This window comes from Haloglomus litoreum, from assembly GCF_029338515.1.
Taxonomy (GTDB): Archaea; Halobacteriota; Halobacteria; order Halobacteriales; family Haloarculaceae; genus Haloglomus; species Haloglomus litoreum.
In genome coordinates this window covers 2234471-2252283 of the sequence record NZ_CP119988.1, presented here as the reverse complement: position 1 = coordinate 2252283, position 17813 = coordinate 2234471, and the positions used below count along the sequence as shown (strand labels likewise).

The window sequence follows — 17813 nt, the reverse complement described above, 5'->3', positions numbered from 1 at the left end:
CCCGCATCGGGTGCCAGCCGCTACTCCGGGGTGCCCCGGCGGTAACGGACCTATACTATAGTCGGCTGCCGTCCCCCGGTCGGGTACCATGCTCCATGACGGCGCAACGGGCTGGCACGGGCAGCCGTCGACCTGTGATGAGCGCGATCCACGGCACGGCGTGACCGCCATCGACGGTGTGCCGGCCACTCCCGCACGGTCCACGGCGGCTGCCGGGCAGGGGTGGTCGGGATGAGTGGAGCGACCTCCGGCGAGGACGCCGCCCGCCGCCTCCGGTCGTTCGCCGCGCTCTACGTCATCTACGTCGGCTCGGTCGCACTGTTGATCGCGTGGGTCGCGATCACCATGGCCTACTTCAACGGCGACTGGCGGGTCGTGCTCGACTTCAATCGGCTCGGCGAGGGGCCGCTGGAGCTGGTCGCGCTCACGCTCGTCGTGACGATGCTCCCGCTGGGCTGGATGGCGCTGCACGAGACGATGCGCCGGGACTGAAGGCTCGCTGTCCCCACATCCAGTCGAGGTCGCGGACAGCAACCGAACACCGCGCCGTTGCTCAGAGCGGGTCCAGTCGGTCCCCGTCGTCGGTGATGAGCGTCCGGATCGCCTGATCACGGTCGCGGCTCTGCTCCTCGATGCGGTCCTGTGCGGCGACGGCCTGTTGCTGTATCTGCTCCAGTCGCGGGACCCGCGTGGGGTTCGAGAGGAGGATGGCCACCGACAGCCGGTCGGCGTTCCGGCGAGGGTCGTCGCCGGCGAGGACCTCCACGCTGCCGGTCTCCTCCTCGAGCCAGCGGCGGCCGCTCTCCAGCCCCTTCCGGGAGAACTCGCCGGGTGGCCCGGAGAGGACGATGAGCGAACGCTCCACGGAGCTCACGTCGGCCGAGCAGGTCAGCCTGGACTGGACTGCCTGCCGGATGAGCCCGCTGACCTTGGTCGCGCCGTCGGCGCCGTTGCCGGCCTGGTTCGAGCGGAGGCTCCCCAGTAGGCCCTGCTGCCGCCGTGTCTCGGCCTCGAGTCGGGCCTCCGCGTAGGCGATGGAGCTCACGCCACCGGTCGCGAGGGTCCGGCGGATGTCACTGGCGTCCATCGCGTTCTCCGAGAGGGTCGACCCGTCGACCTCGCCCGCGGAGAGGAGTGTTGCGAGCCGGGTGACCATCTCGCGGTTCGTCCGGTCGTACCCCGACTCGATGGAGTCCGAGCCCCCACGCCACGCGGCGTTGTCGAACAGGATGAGGTTCGAGGCCGCCTCGGTGAACGACCGGAGCGACCGGGCGGCGTTCAGCGCCGCACGGCCGCCCTCGTCCTCGCTGGGGAGGATGCCGAGCCCGTAGACGGGCTCCTCGTAGATCTCCCGGAGGTGTTTCGTCAGTTTCGGGGCGCCGCCGCTCCCGGTGCCGCCGCCGAGGCCGGCGATGACGAGGAAGGCATCGATCTCGTAGAGGGGGACCTGGTCGAGTGCGCGGTCGATCTCGTGCATATCGGCCTCGGTGATGCTGGCACCCAGGTCGGGGTCGCTCCCGACGCCGTGGCCCTTGACCCGCCCGTCCGCCTGCCCGACGAGCACCCGGTAGCTGTCCGGGACCCGTTCGAGTCGCGCCAGGTCGACCTTCGCCGAGTTGATCGCGAGTGCCGCGCTCACCATCGCCCGCCCCGTATCGTCCTCGAAGGCGAGCAGTTCGTCCAGGACCTTGCCGCCAGCGTTGCCGAACCCGACGACAGCGAGTTTCATATCTCCGACACACGCCCACTCCGACTTTCGTTATAGGCAGCTTAGGCCCCCCCGTCCGTGCCGACCGCTGGAATGGGTTGCGCCGGGCGACGAGATGGGCGACGCTTCGAGAGCCTGTCGCCCCGGCGCTGGCGGTCGGGGGGCCCGTCCCGTCGGCACTGGTTCGGTGGAGGTACGCGGCGGCTACTAATGGTCCCGGACGGTGGCAGTCGGCCCATGGTTTCCCGCGACGGTACGTCTCCCCACGGCGACGAGCGGTTCGAGGGCTCCAGCGGTGACGCTGGGCGCGACGTGCGGCGGGTGAACACGCCGAGCAACGACCGCCGGCTGCGAACCGGGGTCAAGGCACTGGTCACGGGCGCGGACCGGGCACTGCTGGTCAAGGAGCGTCACGACGACGGATCGACGTTCTGGACACTCCCCGGCGGTGGCCTCCGACCGGACGAACGGCCCGCCGACGGACTTCGGCGGGAGCTCGACGAGGAACTCGGCTGTCGGGTCCTCGTCGGCGAACCGCTCACGAGCGTCTGGTACCACCACCGCCACACCCCGGCGGTCACGTGCTACGAGGTGTTCGACTGCTCGCTGCTGACGGAACCCGCTGCGGAGCGGATGGAGGGGGTCATCGGGTACCGCTGGGTACCGTTCGAGTCAGCGCCGGCGTCGACGCTCCCACAGGTCCGGTGCCTCCTCCGGACCACCGCTCGGCGCTGAACCACTCCCTCGCCGGCCTGTCCTGGAGCCACGGGTGGCCCCGGCCGACCGGCCGGGGGCCCCGGTTGGCTGGTCGAGTGCAATCCCCGTCGACCGGCCGGGAGTGCCTCCGGCATCGGTCGTGCGTCCGGGTCATCGATGGTGGTTCGGTCCCGGATACCCGATGGTACGTATCCGTAGCTACCCGGGGGACCGTCGGCGGGCACACGGTACGAAGCCTCAATTGAGTAGCCCGACCCTACCCGATAGGACGACCCCTCAATGCAGGACAACGATACGCTTCCAGGTCCGCCCGGTACGCTCGCGCGCTGGCTCCGGCTCCTGAGCAGGTTCCCCCGTGGTGTCGTGACGTGGGTACAGGCGGTCGCGTTCTGGACGGCCGTTGTGATCCCGGCGGTCTACATCCCGTTGCTGCTCCGGGGCCTTTCGACGACGGCCGATGCCGTCACGCTGGCGCAACTCCTCGGCATCAACGCGGTGGCGCTGGTCGTCGGGCACGGGCACCTCGGGCCCGACGACCCGCCCGAGTGATCGGCCACACCTGATGCCGAAGGCTCCGCTTCACTTCCACCCGGGTCGCGAAACCCCTTTTGTCGCATGGCGGCAACAGCGAACCAGGATGACACCCGCGAGCGGGGGTTCCCGGGACCGAGGCGACCGTCGGAACCCGGAGAGCGGTCGGCCCGGCGACCACCCGGTCACGGACGGCGGGGAGCCGCCCACGGCCAACCCGACCCCGACGCTCCCGCCGGCGAACGGGCGACCGGCCCGACTCCTCGCTCTCCCGGGCGACCTCGTGTCCGCGTATCACCGTGACACCGTCGCCGCGATGCTCGACGAGGTCGGACCGGACGCCATCGTCGCGGTCCAGCCCCGGGCCGGCATCGTCGACGCCGGAATCCCGCCGGACACCGAGGCTCCCGTCCTCACGCCGTCGCGCTCGCACCGCCCGGAGTCCGTCACGGCTGCCGGCGACACCCTCGTCGCGACGATCCCCGATGGTGCGGACGGACTCAGCGCCGGCGACGTACGAGGGCGTCGCGGCGACGACCTCACCGATGCCGGCGTCGGCGCGGCTACCGGCGACGCGCTCGACACAGCGTCACACCGGGTCTGTCTCACCACCGCGGTCTCCCTGACCGTCGACCCGTACCGGCGCTCGACGTCGTTCGACGGCCTCGAGGCGTACCGCGCGCGGCTCCCGCAGGGCTGGCTGACCGGCCCCACGACACACTGCTCGACGGCGCTCCGGGCGGGCTACCGGACGACGACGACCGTTGACGGCGGAGCCTGCTCGCTGGTCGGGATCGGCCGGTCGGAGGCCTCGCTCGGCGCCGGTGCCGGCGACGAGGCCGTGCGGACAGCCACACTCGTCGAGGTCTACCGCAACGGGGCCGTCGGCGTCGAGACCGTCGACCCCGAGACGTTCGGTATCCGGGGAACCACCGGCGTCGGCGAGAAGCGGGCCGAGACGCTCCGCGCGGCGGGCTACCTGACGCCCATCGACATCGCGGAGGCGCCGCCACACGAACTGGCCGACCTCTCCGGGCTGGGTCGCTCGACAGCAACGAGCATCCGGGCCGCCGCGAGGGCCCGGGCCCACGACACCGTCGTCGCGACGGGTGACGACTCGCTCCCGTCCGGCCAGCCGGTGTTCGTCGACATCGAGACCGACGGCCTCGAACCCTCGTGTGCGTGGCTCGTCGGCGTCCTCGACGGCGGCGGCGCCGACGGCCACTACATGGCGTTCCGCGAGCGCGAGCCCGGCGACACCGGACATCTCGAGTCGTTCCTCGACTGGCTGGAGGCCAACGCGGGCGGCCGGCCGCTCGTGGCGTGGAACGGGTACAACTTCGACTTCCCGGTCCTGCGGACGCAGATCTGCGACCACTGCCCCGGCTATCTCGACGCCTGGGAGGACACCTACCAGTTCGATCTGCTCTGGTGGGCCCGGGACCGGAACGGCGGCAACGCCGCGCTCCCGGGGCGGAGCAACAAGCTCGAGGCCGTGGCCGAGGCGCTGGGCTGGCACCCGGAGACGACGGGCATCGACGGCGGCGTCGTGGCCCGGGTCTACACCGCCTACCGCCGGGCGTACCTGGCGGCCGAGGACTCCCGGCGCGTCGACCAGCCCGACTGGGACCGCCTGGAGCGGTACTGCGAGGACGATGTCCGCGCGCTCGCGACCATCTACGACGCGCTCGCCGACGCCGCCCGACGCGAGCCGGGCACCACCTCGGATACCGGGGACGGCGGCACCCAGGGCGCGCTCTCGGATTTCACCTGACCATGCACGACGACATCCTCTCGCAGGACGCCCTCGAAGCGAGCTACCCCGACTACCGGGAGCAGGTCCGACACAGCGAGCGCCTCGACGAGCGCGACGGGGAGTTCGTCCCGCCGTCGGAGGTCCTGCACCCGGAGCTGGCGGGCCGTCTCGGATCCGACCTGTACACCCACCAGGCGGAGGCACTGGCGCACCTGGCCGACGGCGAGAACGTCGTCGCCACCACCAGCACCTCGTCGGGGAAGACGTGGATCTACGCGCTCCAGATGGCGCGCAACCACCTCGACGACCCCGATGCGACGGCGCTGTGTCTCTTCCCGATGAAGGCGCTGGCCCGGGACCAGGAGGCGGCGCTCAACGACCTGCTACGCGGCGAATGGGGACTCGACGCCCACATCGGCGTCTACGACGGCGACACCGACAGCGACCGGAAACGGCGCATCCGCGAGGAGGCGAACGTCGTCCTCACGAACCCGGCGGGACTGAACGTCTACCTCCCGCGGCACAACCGGGACCGGGGCTGGCATCGCTTCTACAGCAACCTCGAACTGGTCGTCATCGACGAGGGCCACGAGTACAGCGGCGTCACGGGGACACACGTCGCGTTCATCCTCCGGCGGCTCCGGCGGCTCCTCGACCACTACGACGCCGACCCGCAGTTCGTGATGACGACGGCCACCATCGGCAACCCCTCGCACCACGCCAGCCAGCTCACGGGCGCCGAGTTCCGCGTGGTCGAGGAGGACGGCTCGCCCCGGGGCGCCCGCGACATCGTGCTCTGGGAGCCGCCGCTGGACGAGGCACAGCTGGACGACGACGCGGCGGACCCGCTGGCCGACTTCGAGCAGGCGCGGCGCTCGACCGGCGCCGAGGCCGCCTCGGTCACGGCCCACCTCGCCGCGAACGGTGTCCAGACGCTCCAGTTCTGCAGCGCGAGACAGGGGACCGAGATCGCGGCCAAGCAGATCGGCCGGGCCGCACGCGACAATCGGTCGGGCCGCCACGTCACGACGGACCCGTACCACGCGGGCCTGGGCAAGCGGGAGCGGCGGGCGGTAGAGACGAAGCTCAAGGAGGGGGTCGTCGACGCCGTGCCGACGACGAACGCGCTCGAACTCGGCATCGACATCGGCTCCGTCGACGCGACGGTCACGGCCGGCTACCCGGGGACGAAGCAGTCCTTCTGGCAGCAGGTCGGCCGCGCCGGCCGCGGAACGAGCGACGCGCTGTCGGTCCTGGTCGGCGGGATGGACGCGATGGACGCCTACATCTTCGACAACCCCGGCTACCTCTTCGCGAGCGACGAGGTCGAGGACGCCGTCGTCTCCGTCGACAACGACCGTGTCTACGCGGACCACCTGCTGGCGGCGGCGTCCGAGCGACCGCTCCGGGCCGAGGACGCCGCGTTCCTCGGCGACGAGGAGCGGTTCCGCGAGATGGTCGGGATGTGGCAGGATGCCGGCCTCCTGGAGGCGACCGCCTCGCTCGACGCCGGCGGCGTCACCTACACGGGCGCCCCGCGGCCGCAGGGTCGCATCTCGCTGTACGGCACCGGCGGGACCGAGTTCACCGTCGTCTGCGAGGACGGCGACATCGACCACGACCCCGTCGCCGAGGAACGCGCGTACCGGGACTACCACGAGGGCGCGCTGTTCCTCCACGCCGGCCAGGAGTACGAGGTGGTCGACGTCGACGAGGACGGTCACCACCCGACCATCACCGTCCGGGAGACCGACACCCGAGAGTACACGCAGACCACCTCGACCAAGCGCATCGTGGACCTCGAGGTGCGTGACCACACGCCGCTGGCTGGGGAGTACGACCTCTACTTCGGCGAGGGGACCGTCCGCATCAGCTACGATAGCTACCTCGTCCGGGACGTGTTCACCGGGGAGGTCGTCCGGGGGCCCCTCCCGACAGGCACGCCGCCGCTGAACCTCCGAACGGAGCTGCTGTGGGTGTCGCTCCCGGCCGACCACATGCACCGGACGCTGGCTCGACTCGACGAGCCCCTGCTCCAGCCGAGCGAGCGGTCCGAACGGGACGCTGCCGTGCCGACCGAGGAGGAGCGGTACACGTACGGCGGCGGCCTGCACGCCGCCGAGCACGGCGTCATCGGGCTCGCGCCGCTGGAGCTGCTCATCGACAACGCCGACATCGGCGGCCTGTCGACGCTGGCCCACCAGCACGAGACGGTCCCGGGCCCGGTCTGGTTCGTCCACGACGGCATCGACGGCGGCATCGGCTTCTCGAAGGCCATCTACGAGGGGTTCGCGACGCTGGCCGAGCGCACCCGCGAGCACATCGCCGACTGCGACTGTGGCCGCCGGCGCGGCTGCCCGATGTGCGTGATGAGCGAGCACTGCGGGAACAACAACGACCCGCTGGACACCCTGACGGGGACGATGATACTGGACGACGTGCTCGGGGCCATCGCCAACGCCGATTCGGACTGACCGCGAGGGGACCCGGACCTGTCGCGTCGGTTCGTCTCCACGCTCGTCGTCAGTTCCAGTCCCCCAGCCCTCGCTCCAGACACTCCAGCACCCGCGGCCAGGAGTCCGCCGCGGCCCGGGCGGTGGCGCGAGCGGTCACGTCTCCCGCCTCGACGCCCGAGAGCGGGACGTACGGAACCCCGACGAGGTGGCCGCAGCCGTCGTAGGTCAGGTGGTCGAAGGCGTGGGGGAACTCGTGGCGCTCCAGCCGCTCGACCGCCACCGCGGAGAGTCGTCGTGCAGGCCACACCCGGTCAGCACCGCCGGAGAGCAGGAGAACGGGCCCGTCGACGGCCTCGACGGCGATGGTGGCCGCCCGGCGTTCCTCCTCGGACGCGTTCTCGAAGCCCCGCTCCAGCACGGGCCGGGTGACGACCTCGCCGTCGTCGGTCCGCTCGGGTGGTCCCTCGCCCGAGAGGTGCGGGACGGCCTCGCCGTCGGCGACCCACGCCGGCGTCCCGTCGGGCGTGTCCCAGACGACGCCGCTGCCGGCGTAGGAGACGACGGGCCCGACCCAGTCGCGCCGGGCCCCGAGGAGGAGCGCGAGCTCCGCGCCGCGGGAGGCGCCCACGACGCCCAGCCGGTCGCCCCTGGCTGCCGGCCGCTCCCGGAGCCACTCGGTGGCCGCGTCGAAGTACGAGAGCGGCACCCGCGCCAGGCCGTCCGGAAGCGGCTCCGTGTCGCCGAAGTACTGCAGCGAACAGACGAGGAAGCCGTGTGTCGCGAGCGCCCGGCCGAACCGCTCCGACCCCGGCCCGGCGGACCCGTGCAGGTTCAGCACCGCCGGGTGCGGGCCGTCCCCGGGCGGGACGAACAACTGGCCCACAAGGTCGGGATGCTCGATGTCGGTCGCTTCGACACCCTCGTCGTACACCACCCTCATGATGGTGCGCTCGGCTGTCGTTTCCCCGGTGCTGGCCTGCAGGTCGACCTCGAACGTCGGGCTGGCACCGAGACTCGCGAACCGCGCCTCGGCGTCCGTCCGCATCGACCAGAGCCAGCCCATCGGCGCCACCCCGTCGTAGCTGCCCGTCTCGGGTGCGTCCTCGGTGAGGTCGACCGTCCCGCCGCCCCCCGCGTCGAAGGTCGCAGACGAGGTCCACTCCACGCCCTCGTTGTCGACGAGCGTGGCCGTGAACTCGACGGTCACCCCCGCCGGCGCACCCGTGACGCGGACCGGGATCGCCTCGTCGTTCGGGCTCCGGTCCGGGGCCTCGATTCGTAGCGCCTGACCGCTCCCGATCTCGCCGTCCGTGTGTTCGTTCCCGTTCATCGTGGGTTCCAGAGCGTCAACTCCGGACATGGGGAAAGAAACTGCGAGATATTAATCTTGTCGATGGATTATATGAATTATACTTGCTCAAGGAGTCGAAACCGCGGCACAAGAATCTTGCGGCACTGGGCCCGGGGGCAGTGCCAACGGGCCCCGCCGAACGCTTAACCGGGCGCCGCTCGCGGAGGTGAGCATGACAGGCAACACGGAGCACGTCGCCATCCTCGGTGCGGGCACGATGGGTCGTGGAATCGCCCATGCGGCGGCGGTCGTCGGCCACGACGTGACGATGCGGGACGTGGACGAGGACGTACTGGTGGCGGCGGCCGAGGCCGTCGACGGGACCATCTCGGGGGCCGTCGAGCGGGACAAGCTCGACGCCGACACGGCCGCCGCCGCGCGCGAGCGGGTGCGCACGACCACGGACCTGGACGACTGCGCCGACGCGAGCATCGTCATCGAGGCCGTGCCCGAGGACCTCGACCTCAAGACCAGCGTCCTCGACGAGGCCGTGGCCGCCGTCGGCGAGGACGCGCTCATCACGTCGAACACCTCCTCGCTCCCGGTGACGGAACTCGCCGCCTCGCTCGACGACCCGTCGCGGTTCTGCGGACTCCACTTCTTCAACCCGGCCTACGTGATGGGGCTGGTCGAGGTGGTGACCGCCGAACAGACGAGCGACACCGCCCGCGAGCACGCCGTCCGGTTCGTCGAGTCCCTGGAGAAGGAGGCCGTCGTCGTCCGAGACGCACCTGGGTTCGCCTCCTCGCGGCTCGGCGTGACGCTGGGCGCCGAGGCGATGCGGATGCTGGAGACCGGTGCCGCCGCGACGGCCGACATCGACGCGGCGATGGAACTGGGCTACCGGCACCCCATGGGGCCGCTGGAGCTCTCGGACGTGGTCGGGCTGGACGTGCGGCTGGACATCCTCGAACACCTCCGCGAGGAACTGGGCGAGCGGTTCCGGCCCCCCGAGATCCTCCGCCGGAAGGTCCGAGCGGGTCACCTCGGCCAGAAGTCGGGCCGCGGGTTCTACGTCTGGGAGGACGGCGAGGCCGTCCGACCCGTCGACGAGGCGTAGGATGGCCGAGGACCCCGACGCTGACCCACCGACCGGCGGGTCCGCCGATGCGGCGACGGCCGGCGAGGAGCTCCCGCCGCGGCCCCTCGGGGACCCACCGCCGACCGCCAGCGACGTACTCGACGAACTGGAGGCACTGGCTGGCACCGTCGACGACCCCGAGGAGCGCGAGGCCGTCGAGCGTGCGAAGCTCGTGCTCGGGGAGATGCAGGCGGGGCCGTTCGGCAACGTGGTCTACGGGTTCGACCGCGCGGACGCCGCCGAAGCGCTGCTGGGGGCGCTCCTGTTCGGCATCCCGATGTTCGTCGAGGGGGGCACGCTGGAGGTCGGCACGTTCGTCGCCGCCAACCCCCTCGCGCTGGTCGGGACGCTCGGGGCGTCCGTGGCCCTCACCATCGGCATCCTCTACGTCGCCGACTTCCAGGACGTGCGCGTCTACCGACCGCTGCTGGGATTCATCCCGCGGCGACTGGCTGGTATCCTCGTCATCTCGCTCCTGACCGCGCTCGTCGCGATGACCGCGTGGGGCCGGCTCGACTGGTCGCGACCGTGGCTCTCGTTCTGTCAGGCGTCGGTCGCGCTCGTCCCGATGGTCATCGGCGCGGCGCTCGGTGACCTGCTGCCCGGGTCGTGAGCCCCGGGAGGTACATCCCGGGAGAGTACACGGCTCCCTGGTCGAGTCCTCCACGGCGACCCGACCGAACTCGTGCCTCCCTTCCCGCTCGGCGGTGACCGGGCTTCACGGGCCACCGGACTCGCGACGGCCCGACCGTCTGTGTCCCGCTCCGGTGGCGTATGTACCGCTCCCCATCGATGCCAAACGGCCGCGACTGGTACAGAATGACGCCGAACGGTACCGAACGATGTTTTCCTGCTGTACCGATATTATCCGTCGAAACATACACATAACCCTCATATATACGTTGATGTTCGAGAAACAGCAGCGTTCACTCGATGTCTTCCAGACGACGGTTCCTGATCGGTACCGGTACTGCAGCCACCACCGCACTCGCCGGGTGTACCGGTGACGGCGGTGACGGCGGGGGTGGCGGCGATGGCGGCAGCGGGAGTGGGGAACAGTACGAGGTCGGCCACGGCGACTTCCAGAAGACCGTCAACGCGTCGAACTTCCCGGACAAGCTGTTCGTCTACGCCGTCCAGACCGGGTGGTCGAACTGGGGTGCGCTGATGGAGGCGTTCCAGAACCAGTACGGCGTGGCGCTGAACGACGACCAGCGCTCCTCCGGGGAGGCCCTGTCGAACCTCCGGTCGAACGCCCAGGACCCCACCCACTCCGCCTACAACGGCGGCTACACGTTCGGCATCCTCGCGATGCAGGACGGGCTCACCCAGGCGTACAAGCCGAAGGGCTGGGAGAAGGTGCCGGACAAGCTCAAGACGGACAACGGCCATATGACCGCGACCCGACGGATGACCACGACGGTCACCTACCGGAAGGACCTCTACGAGGAGAAGGGCCTGGAGCCGCCCGAGACCTGGGAGGACCTGAAGCGCGAGGAGATCGCGGCCAACACCCAGTTCCAGCCGCCCAACGCCGCCGTCGGGCTGGCGGGCGCCCTCTCGATCAACAACGCCTACGGCGGGTCGCTCGACGACGTCCAGCCCGTCATCGACTACTACACCGAGATGAAGGACAAGGGCGCGGTCTTCGCGGGCAACGTCGAGCAGAAGTTCACGAAGGGCGAGGTGACGACGTTCGTCGAGTACGACTACACGGGGCTGGACCTGAAGTACAACGCGGACGCCATCTCCGAGGACAAGGTCGGTGTGAAGCTTCTCACCGGCCCGAACGGCGAGAAGGGGGCGTTCAACCAGCCGTACGGCTACGGGATGCTGAAGGGTGCGCCGAACCCCGAGGCCTGCAAGCTGTTCATGGACTACGTCCTCTCGCTGGAGGGACAGAAGAAGTTCCTCGACGCCTACGTCCGTCCCATCCGGGCGCCCGAACTGGAGATGCCCGAGGAGTTCCCGGCCCAGTCCCGATACGAGGAGACCCAGTTCCAGGTCGACTACCAGCAACTCGTCGAGAACCAGGAGGGTATCATCGAGGATATCGGCGAGGGTGTCGGGCTCACGGGGTACTGATGTCCACGCTCGAACGGTCACCGTTCGCCCGGCTCCGGGCCCGACTGGCCGACGCAGTCGGCGCCGAGACGGAGGCCGACCGCGAGCGGCTCCGCATCCGACTGCTGTCGGTGCCGTTCCTGGCACTCGCGGCGTTCGGTGCGTTCGTCCCGCTCGCGGAGATGATCCGGATGAGCACCTCCACCTCCAGCTTCGCCATCGAGGGGTTCACCCTCGACGCGTACGCGGAGATCTTCACCTCCATCGCGGCGTTCCTCCCCGGGACCGCCATCGACGCGAACCCGGTCTACGGGTCGGTGATCTGGAACTCGCTGTGGTTCGGCACCGTCACCACGCTCGCCAGCGTGGCCGTCGGCATCGCCATCGCCCACGGCCTGGAGAAGTACGACCTCCCGCGCGAGGGGCTGCTGGTGACGCTCATCTCCTTCCCCATCAGCCTGCCCGGCATCGTCGCGGCGTTCATGATGATCGTCCTGTTCGGGAAGACGGGGCTGCTGACGAACTTCGTCACCTTCCTCACCGGCGCGGAGGCCAACGCTGTGAAGCTGACCGGCCAGCCCTCCGGGACGACGCTGGCCATCCTGGGCCTGTTCCTGGGCTACTGCTACTCGATGATCCCGCGCGCGACGTTCATCCTGCGCGGGACCTACGCCGAAGTCAACACCGACGCCGAGGAGGCCGCCCGGTCGCTGGGCGCGACCCCCTGGCAGACGTTCCGGTACGTGACGCTGCCCCAGATCCGGCCCGGTATCGTGGGTGCGCTCATCCTCACCTTCCGGACCGCTCTCGCCATCTTCGGGACCGTCCTCGTCCTGAAGGCGCTCTCGGTCGTGACGTTCCGGTTCAACCAGGAGATCAGCGTCGGCTTCGACCTGCCGATGGCCTCGGCGCTCGCGACGCTGTTCTTCGTCTTCACCGTGCTGTTCACGTTCGCAGGGCTGCGCTTCACCAGCGCGGAGGTGGCGGCATGAGCGACGAGAACGCCACCAGCAGGGGTGAGACACGTGCAGACGGCGGGGCCGCGCCTGTCCGGAGCGGGCAGGTTCCTGCCCGCGATCCCGGGGCGGCCTCCCGGCTCGTCTCGCGGCTGAGTCGGCCGCTCGTCACCCTGCTCATCGCCGTCACGGTCGCCTTCCTCATCGTGCCGGTGCTGGTGACGTTCCTCGCCTCGTTCGCGGCCGAGTGGACCGGCCTGTTCCCCAGCGGCTTCGTCACCTTCGAGAACTGGCTGGCCGCGCTCGGGCTCGGCGGAAGCGGGCTCGGCGCACAGCGGGGCCTCGGCGGCGCCACGGAGCTCCCGTTCGTCGGCCTGACCATCCCCATCCCCGAGACCATCGGGTTCAGTATGCTGCTGGCGCTGGGTGGGGTGTTCATCAACCTGCTCGTGGGGGTCCCCATCGCGTACGCGGTCACCCGCTACGACTTCTTCGGCCGCAGCTGGCTCAACACGTTCGCGGTGCTCCCGGTCGTGCCCGGCATCATCCTGGGTATCGCCTTCCTGCGGACGTACCCGAACCTCCCGAGTGCGGTCGCTCTCATCATCGGCTACTCGCTGCTGAAGGCGCCGTACATGGTGCTGGCGGTGCAGTCATCCTTCGAGTCGATGGACCTCCGGCAACTGGAGGAGAGCGCCCGCTCGTTGGGCGCGTCCTGGCCCCGGACCTTCCTCACGGTCATCGTCCCGAACGCGAAGCGGGGCATCGTCGCGGGGTCGATCATCTGCTGGACGCTCGCCGCCGCGGAGTTCAACTTCTCGTACATCGTCTACTCCCGCGGCCCGAAGCCGTTCTCGCTGTTCCTCTTCGAGAACATCTCGAACAACCCGTTCCTGCGTGCCTCGGCGGCCATCTCCATCTACTTCTGCATCGTCGTCGCCGTGACGGCGCTACTGCGGGCGACGGGCGAACGCGGCTTCTCTGTCGGAGGTGTCAGATGATGGCAGAACGAGTCGAACTCACGGCGGTCACGAAGCGGTTCGGGGAGACGCTCGCCGTCGACGACGTGTCGTTGACGGTCGAACCGGGGGAGACGGTCGGCCTGGTCGGCCCCTCCGGCTGCGGGAAGACCACGACGCTCCGGACGGTCGCGGGGTTCGAGACCCCGAGCGAGGGCGACGTGCTGTTCGGCGGGGAGACGGTGACCGACACCCCGCCCGAACAGCGTGACGTGGGGCTGGTCTTCCAGTCCTACGCGCTGTTCGACAACATGACCGTCCGGGAGAACGTGGAGTTCGGCCTCCGGATGCGGTCGATGCCGGCCGACGAGCGGGCCGACCGCGCGGCCGAACTGCTCGACCTGCTGGGCATCGGTGACATGGGCGACCGGGACCCGACGACGCTGTCCGGCGGCCAGCAACAGCGCGTCGGCCTCGCCCGGGCGCTGGCCATCGAGCCGCGCGTCCTCCTGCTGGACGAGCCGATGACGGGGCTGGACGCGAAGCTCAAGACCCGGCTCCAGGAGGAGATCGGATCGCTGCTCGACGAGATCGACGTGACCGCGCTGTACGTCACCCACGACCAGGCCGAGGCGATGGTGATGTGCGACCGCATCGCGGTGATGAACGACGGCCGCATCGAGCAGGTCGGACCACCCGACGAGGTGTACGAGTCCCCGGCCAACGCCTTCGTCGCGGACTTCATCGGCACCTCCAATCGGCTGCCCGCGACCGTCTCGGACGGGAAGCTGGACCTGGGGCACGCGACGGTCGATGCCCCGGCGAGCGCCCCCGACGGGGACGTGACCGTCGTAGCCCGCCCGGAGGCGTTCGAACTCGGGGGGCCGGTCACGGCGACGGTCGAGGACCGGTTCTACCTCGGGGACCACGTCCGAGCCGCAGCGAGGCTCCCGGACGGGACCGAGGTGACGCTCCGCTTCGATCCGACTGCGGACCCCCCGGGCGACGACGTCTCGCTCTCCGTGAACGAGGACCGGGTCCACCTGCTCGACGCGTGATGCCGCCGGAGAGCCGGAGCGATGACCGAGCCGTCGAGAGCCGGGGCCCCGTGCTCGCCCATCTCCGCCGTCCGAGGGTGCCGTCACGGGTCCGGCTCGCCGTCGTGGCGGACCCGCATCTCGCCGTCTCGGGGGTCGGAAGCTGGAAGCTCCACCACCGGAGCCGCCGGCGGTTCGCTACCGCGCTCGATGATGCAGCGGCGGCCGCGGACGCCGTCCTCCTGCCCGGCGACCTGACGTGCGACGGACGGCACGCGGAGTTCGACGCCGTCGACCCGCTGCTCGCCGACCTCGGGGCGCCCTGGGCTGCGACCCCCGGCAATCACGACCTCCCGAAGGCCTTCGACGAGCACGACGGCATCGGCCGCTCCGGGTTCCGCCGGCGCTACGCACCGGACGGGCTGCCCTGCGCGTTCAGCGTGGGCCCGGTGACCGTCCTCTGTGTGAACAGCGCGGGTGCCGACGGTGACCTCCGCGACACCTGGGGCGGGCGTATCGGGGACCGGCAGCGGGAGTGGCTGGCAGCACGGCTGCCCGATATCGAGACGCCGGTCCTGCTCGCTCACCACAACCTCGCACCGCTGCCGGAGAACCCCGGCGGGAAGTGGTCCGGGTTCCCGGTGCGCGACGGGCCTGCGGTCCGTGAGTTACTGGCGAGCCACGACGTGCCACTGGCGGTGACCGGCCACCACCACGTCCCTGCGGTGGCGCGACACGGCCCGACGACGGAACTGCTGGCCCCGGCCACCTGCTCGTTCCCGCAGGCGTGGCTCCTGCTGACGGTCGGACCAGAGGGAACGACGGTCCGCCTCGTTCCGGCCGCCGACGGACCAGGCCAGGCCGAGGCCTATCGCCACGCCGTAACAGGGAAGCCGCTCGGGCGGGGCATCGCCCGGATGGCGGCGGCTCGACTCGGACGGTTCCCGCTCCTCGACGAGCGGTGAGGGAGGGAGTGTATCGGGATCGGGGACTCAGTCGTCGGCGGGCGGCGCCGCGAAGCCCACGTCGATCTCGCCGCTGTCGAGTTCGGCCTCGACCTCGCGCGCGGCCTGGACCATGTTCTCCATCTTGCCGTACGCGATCTCGCGGGGCAGCAGCTTCAGGCCGCAGTCCGGCGAGATGGTCAGGCGCTCCGGGGGAACGATCTCGAAGCCCTTCTTGATGTTCTCCTTGATGACCTCGACCGGCTCGACCTCGGCCGTGTGGGCGTCGACCACACCGAGCGCGAGGTCCTTGGTGAACTCGGGGTCCTGGAAGACCGGGACCTGCTCGTAGTCGCCGTTGGCGAGTTCGAGGTCGAACTCGTGGACCGGGAAGTCGAGGATCTCCGGGTAGATGCGCGAGTAGTCGCCGTAGCAGACGTGGAGGCCGAGTCGGACGTCGGCGGGCACGTCGTCGACGATACGCTCGAGACACTCGCCGACGATTGCGTGGTCGTCCGGGGTCGTCGCGAGCGCGGGCTCGTCGATCTGGATGTAGCGCGCACCCGCGTCGACCAGCGCCTCGATCTCCTCGTTGACGAGGTCGGCCAGCTCGTAGGCCAGCTCCTCCTCGTCGTCGTAGTGCTCGTTGAACGACCAGTTCGCGAGCGTGTACGGCCCCGTGATGGGGACCTTCACCGGGCGCGAGGCGACGCCGCTGGTGAACTCGAACTCCTCGACCAGCCACTGCTCGCCGTAGGTGACCTCGTCCACGACGGAGGGCTTGTCGAAGTAGTTGTGGCCCCAGACCTTGACGGGACCGTTGAACTCGTAGCCGTCGATGCGGTGGGCGAAGTACTCCACCATCTCGTTGCGCCGCATCTCGCCGTCACAGACCACGTCCAGCCCCGCGCGCTCGTGCTCGTTCGTGATGAGCCGCGCGGCGTCGTCGTGGGCCTCGTGGAGGTGCTCCTCGTCGAAGTCGTACTCCTCGTCGTCGACGAGGTCCTGCGAGCGGTTGAGCCACTTGGGTTTGGGGTAGGAACCGACCACGGTCGTCAGGAGGAAGTGATCGGTCGGGTGGTCGTCGGGGCGGAACTGCTCGCGCACGTCGACGCCACCATCGGGGGCGGGCGTGGGCGCACTGCTGCGTGCGTCTCCGCTGCCCTCGCCGACCTCGGGCCAGTCGCTCATGCTGTCACCTCCTCTTCCTCGGCGGCGGCACGCGCGAGCACGGCCAGCTTCTCGCGGGCACGGTTCACGGGCAGGTAGAACAGCTCCGTGTTCGCGGAGAGGTACGTCGTCTCGAACGACTGCGAGGGGACCTGCTCGTTCACCCACTCGACGCGGTCGCGGACCGTCTCTACGGACTCGACACGGGTGTTCTGTCCGTCGACGAGACCGAGCGCGATGTCGTCCTTCGTTCCGTACTCCGTGATGTTGTAGAGGTTCGCCTCGTGGTCGCTCACGAAGTCGAAGCCGACGGCGTCGAGGTCGGCGTCCATCAGGTGGGCGTACGCCTTCTCCGGAACGGCGCCCCAGTAGGTGTGGCAGACCACGTCCGCGTCGGTCGCCGCGGCCACGCGGTCGATAGCGGCGCTGGCCCGCTCGTCGACGCCGTCCTCGGGCGGGTTCTCGACGAGCGAGGGCTCCAGGAGGAACAGCGTCTCCACGGCCGGGAACTGCTCGACCTCGGCGACGAGGAAGTCGGCGACGGCCTCGAGGAACGCGGCCTCGTCGCCGTAGTGCTCGTCCGTCGCGAGGTCGGCCAGCGAGTACGGTCCCGGCAGGACGGCCTGCAGGCTGCCGTCCGCCTCGCCGAGCAGGTCGGCCGCGGCGTCGAGTTCGGCCGCCACGTCACCGCTGGCTGCGAGGTCGTCGGTGACCACCGGCTCGCGGTAGAAGTTGTTGTTGTCGTAGTAGCGGACGATACCGCGGGTGTCGACGGCGTCGGCCACGGCCAGCGGGTGGGCGATGTTGTCGTCCCAGCGACCCTGGCCCTCGACCACGCGGTCGAGGGCGGCCTCGGTCTGCCAGTCGAGTTCCTCCGCGCGGACGCGGTCGTACGCCTCGGTCACGTCCGCGCCCTCGGTACCGTCGATGAGGTCGGACTTCTGGTGGCCCTTCAGGTCCGAGAGCTCCTCCTTCGCCCAGTCGGGCAGCGGGAGCAGCCCCGGTGTCGTCGCGACGAGTTCGGTCATCGACGCGGACTACGTGACCACTCCGAATAATATTTGCTAATCAGATTGATGCACT

16 protein-coding genes are annotated in these 17813 nt (G+C 70.1%); 12 read left to right on the top strand and 4 right to left on the bottom strand.

The genetic code is table 11. From position 1 onward, the window contains the following. The first annotated feature begins 231 nt into the window (after positions 1–231). Positions 232–492, top strand: coding sequence for a hypothetical protein (locus P2T62_RS11205; RefSeq protein ID WP_276261480.1), 261 nt, complete (start codon positions 232–234; stop codon positions 490–492). A 61-nt stretch (positions 493–553) separates the two neighbouring features. Here P2T62_RS11205 and P2T62_RS11200 read toward each other — a convergent pair whose 3' ends face one another. Beyond that, on the bottom strand, positions 554–1729 hold the full coding sequence (locus tag P2T62_RS11200) for a tubulin/FtsZ family protein (protein WP_276261479.1): 1176 nt from the start codon (positions 1727–1729) through the stop codon (positions 554–556). Between the two features lie 216 nt (positions 1730–1945). Between P2T62_RS11200 and P2T62_RS11195 the strand changes: the two genes are divergently transcribed. The 4 genes from P2T62_RS11195 to P2T62_RS11180 all read left to right on the top strand — a co-directional run bounded on the left by P2T62_RS11195 (position 1946) and on the right by P2T62_RS11180 (position 7186). Beyond that, positions 1946–2443 carry an NUDIX hydrolase gene (locus tag P2T62_RS11195; protein WP_276261478.1) on the top strand — a complete coding sequence of 166 codons (498 nt, stop codon included), beginning with the start codon at positions 1946–1948 and terminating at the stop codon, positions 2441–2443. 261 nt (positions 2444–2704) lie between these two features. Next, on the top strand, positions 2705–2974 hold the full coding sequence (locus tag P2T62_RS11190) for a DUF8028 family protein (protein ID WP_276261477.1): 270 nt from the start codon (positions 2705–2707) through the stop codon (positions 2972–2974). Positions 2975–3062: 88 nt separating this feature from the next. Next, on the top strand, positions 3063–4730 hold the full coding sequence (locus P2T62_RS11185; RefSeq protein ID WP_276261476.1) for a ribonuclease H-like domain-containing protein: 1668 nt from the start codon (positions 3063–3065) through the stop codon (positions 4728–4730). Positions 4731–4732: 2 nt separating this feature from the next. Continuing rightward, positions 4733–7186 (top strand): DEAD/DEAH box helicase, encoded by a 2454-nt coding sequence (locus P2T62_RS11180; protein WP_276261475.1) that lies wholly within the window; start codon positions 4733–4735, stop codon positions 7184–7186. 49 nt (positions 7187–7235) lie between these two features. Here P2T62_RS11180 and P2T62_RS11175 read toward each other — a convergent pair whose 3' ends face one another. Further along, positions 7236–8528, bottom strand: coding sequence for an acyl-CoA thioester hydrolase/BAAT C-terminal domain-containing protein (locus P2T62_RS11175; protein ID WP_276261474.1), 1293 nt, complete (start codon positions 8526–8528; stop codon positions 7236–7238). Between the two features lie 163 nt (positions 8529–8691). Here P2T62_RS11175 and P2T62_RS11170 point away from each other — a divergent pair, with 163 nt between their 5' ends. From P2T62_RS11170 to P2T62_RS11140, 7 genes are all read left to right on the top strand, one after another. Next, complete coding sequence (locus P2T62_RS11170; RefSeq protein ID WP_276261473.1) at positions 8692–9579, top strand: 3-hydroxyacyl-CoA dehydrogenase family protein; 888 nt, start codon at positions 8692–8694, stop codon at positions 9577–9579. A gap of 1 nt (position 9580) precedes the next feature. Continuing rightward, positions 9581–10213, top strand: coding sequence for a DUF2391 domain-containing protein (locus tag P2T62_RS11165; RefSeq protein ID WP_276261472.1), 633 nt, complete (start codon positions 9581–9583; stop codon positions 10211–10213). Positions 10214–10533: 320 nt separating this feature from the next. Further along, positions 10534–11685 (top strand): extracellular solute-binding protein, encoded by a 1152-nt coding sequence (locus P2T62_RS11160; protein ID WP_276261471.1) that lies wholly within the window; start codon positions 10534–10536, stop codon positions 11683–11685. Beyond that, positions 11685–12656, top strand: a complete 972-nt coding sequence (locus P2T62_RS11155; protein WP_276261470.1) for an ABC transporter permease — start codon at positions 11685–11687, stop codon at positions 12654–12656. The genes P2T62_RS11160 and P2T62_RS11155 overlap by 1 nt, the downstream gene beginning before the upstream one ends. Next, positions 12653–13621 carry an ABC transporter permease gene (locus P2T62_RS11150; RefSeq protein ID WP_276261469.1) on the top strand — a complete coding sequence of 323 codons (969 nt, stop codon included), beginning with the start codon at positions 12653–12655 and terminating at the stop codon, positions 13619–13621. Before P2T62_RS11155 ends, P2T62_RS11150 begins: the two co-directional genes overlap by 4 nt. Then, a complete protein-coding gene (locus P2T62_RS11145; RefSeq protein ID WP_420028453.1) occupies positions 13621–14637 on the top strand; it encodes an ABC transporter ATP-binding protein in 1017 nt (338 codons plus the stop codon). Before P2T62_RS11150 ends, P2T62_RS11145 begins: the two co-directional genes overlap by 1 nt. Next, positions 14637–15581: a metallophosphoesterase family protein gene (locus tag P2T62_RS11140; protein WP_276261467.1), complete on the top strand. Its 945-nt coding sequence runs from the start codon at positions 14637–14639 to the stop codon at positions 15579–15581. The genes P2T62_RS11145 and P2T62_RS11140 overlap by 1 nt, the downstream gene beginning before the upstream one ends. Before the next feature lie 27 nt (positions 15582–15608). Here the strand turns inward: P2T62_RS11140 and P2T62_RS11135 are convergent, their stop codons facing one another. Together P2T62_RS11135 and P2T62_RS11130 are read right to left on the bottom strand one after the other, a co-directional pair. Continuing rightward, complete coding sequence (locus tag P2T62_RS11135) at positions 15609–16751, bottom strand: methionine synthase (protein WP_276261466.1); 1143 nt, start codon at positions 16749–16751, stop codon at positions 15609–15611. Then, entirely contained in the window at positions 16748–17758 is a 1011-nt protein-coding gene (locus P2T62_RS11130) for a 5-methyltetrahydropteroyltriglutamate--homocysteine methyltransferase (RefSeq protein WP_276261465.1), read from the bottom strand. The genes P2T62_RS11135 and P2T62_RS11130 overlap by 4 nt, the downstream gene beginning before the upstream one ends. Positions 17759–17813 lie beyond the last annotated feature (55 nt).

Bases quoted from the DNA above. Each gene is read 5' to 3' on its own strand.
- P2T62_RS11205 (WP_276261480.1), top strand. From the start codon at position 232: ATGAGTGGAGCGACCTCCGGCGAGGACGCCGCCCGCCGCCTCCGGTCG.
- P2T62_RS11200 (WP_276261479.1), bottom strand. From the start codon at position 1,729: ATGAAACTCGCTGTCGTCGGGTTCGGCAACGCTGGCGGCAAGGTCCTG.
- P2T62_RS11195 (WP_276261478.1), top strand. From the start codon at position 1,946: ATGGTTTCCCGCGACGGTACGTCTCCCCACGGCGACGAGCGGTTCGAG.
- P2T62_RS11190 (WP_276261477.1), top strand. From the start codon at position 2,705: ATGCAGGACAACGATACGCTTCCAGGTCCGCCCGGTACGCTCGCGCGC.
- P2T62_RS11185 (WP_276261476.1), top strand. From the start codon at position 3,063: ATGACACCCGCGAGCGGGGGTTCCCGGGACCGAGGCGACCGTCGGAAC.
- P2T62_RS11180 (WP_276261475.1), top strand. From the start codon at position 4,733: ATGCACGACGACATCCTCTCGCAGGACGCCCTCGAAGCGAGCTACCCC.
- P2T62_RS11175 (WP_276261474.1), bottom strand. From the start codon at position 8,528: ATGTCCGGAGTTGACGCTCTGGAACCCACGATGAACGGGAACGAACAC.
- P2T62_RS11170 (WP_276261473.1), top strand. From the start codon at position 8,692: ATGACAGGCAACACGGAGCACGTCGCCATCCTCGGTGCGGGCACGATG.
- P2T62_RS11165 (WP_276261472.1), top strand. From the start codon at position 9,581: ATGGCCGAGGACCCCGACGCTGACCCACCGACCGGCGGGTCCGCCGAT.
- P2T62_RS11160 (WP_276261471.1), top strand. From the start codon at position 10,534: ATGTCTTCCAGACGACGGTTCCTGATCGGTACCGGTACTGCAGCCACC.
- P2T62_RS11155 (WP_276261470.1), top strand. From the start codon at position 11,685: ATGTCCACGCTCGAACGGTCACCGTTCGCCCGGCTCCGGGCCCGACTG.
- P2T62_RS11150 (WP_276261469.1), top strand. From the start codon at position 12,653: ATGAGCGACGAGAACGCCACCAGCAGGGGTGAGACACGTGCAGACGGC.
- P2T62_RS11145 (WP_420028453.1), top strand. From the start codon at position 13,621: ATGGCAGAACGAGTCGAACTCACGGCGGTCACGAAGCGGTTCGGGGAG.
- P2T62_RS11140 (WP_276261467.1), top strand. From the start codon at position 14,637: ATGCCGCCGGAGAGCCGGAGCGATGACCGAGCCGTCGAGAGCCGGGGC.
- P2T62_RS11135 (WP_276261466.1), bottom strand. From the start codon at position 16,751: ATGAGCGACTGGCCCGAGGTCGGCGAGGGCAGCGGAGACGCACGCAGC.
- P2T62_RS11130 (WP_276261465.1), bottom strand. From the start codon at position 17,758: ATGACCGAACTCGTCGCGACGACACCGGGGCTGCTCCCGCTGCCCGAC.